This is a genomic window from Herbiconiux daphne (assembly GCF_024979295.1).
In the GTDB taxonomy this organism is placed as follows: domain Bacteria; phylum Actinomycetota; class Actinomycetes; order Actinomycetales; family Microbacteriaceae; genus Herbiconiux; species Herbiconiux daphnes.
Window position 1 is genome coordinate 1 of record NZ_JANLCJ010000626.1, and the last position, 573, is coordinate 573.

At 43.5% G+C, this 573-nt stretch carries 1 protein-coding gene; it reads left to right on the top strand.

Annotated features, from left to right (window positions below; translation table 11 throughout):
* The coding region (locus N1032_RS26825) for a TerC family protein (RefSeq protein WP_407933094.1) at positions 1–573 on the top strand (573 nt) is incomplete at both ends.

Below are 573 nucleotides of genomic sequence, written 5' to 3' on the forward strand. Positions count from 1 at the left end.
GCTGTGTCTATGCCATTTATGGTAGTACCGGTGCGTCTGAGTACTTCGCGGGGTATGCCCTTGAGAAAGCGTTGTCTATGGACAACCTGATGGTCTTTATGGCTATCTTCTCATACTTCGGAGTGAAATCAGCAAAAGACCAACACAAAGTTTTATTGTGGGGTATTGCTGGTGCTATCATTTTCCGTGGTATCTTCGTTACCGTTGGTGGTTCGTTGTTTAATGCTGGTAGTGATATTACGATTCTTGGTCTTTATATACCTGGAGAAGTGATTCACATCCTCGTTAGCACGTTGTTTGGTCTCATTGTCGGTTACTCTGGCGTGATGATGCTACAATCCAACGAAGCAGAAGGTGAGGAAGATGATTACTCTGATAAATGGTACAACAAGTTGGCGAAGAAGTATTTCCCAACCGCTGGTGTGCTTGTGTTCTGTGGTATAACCATTGAACTCTCAGACGTGATGTTCTCTTTTGATTCAGTTCCGACTGTTATCGCTGTTACTAAAGAGCCGATGATTGTTTATGCAGCAATGCTTTCAGCAATCTTAGGTCTACGTGCTCTGTTCTTTG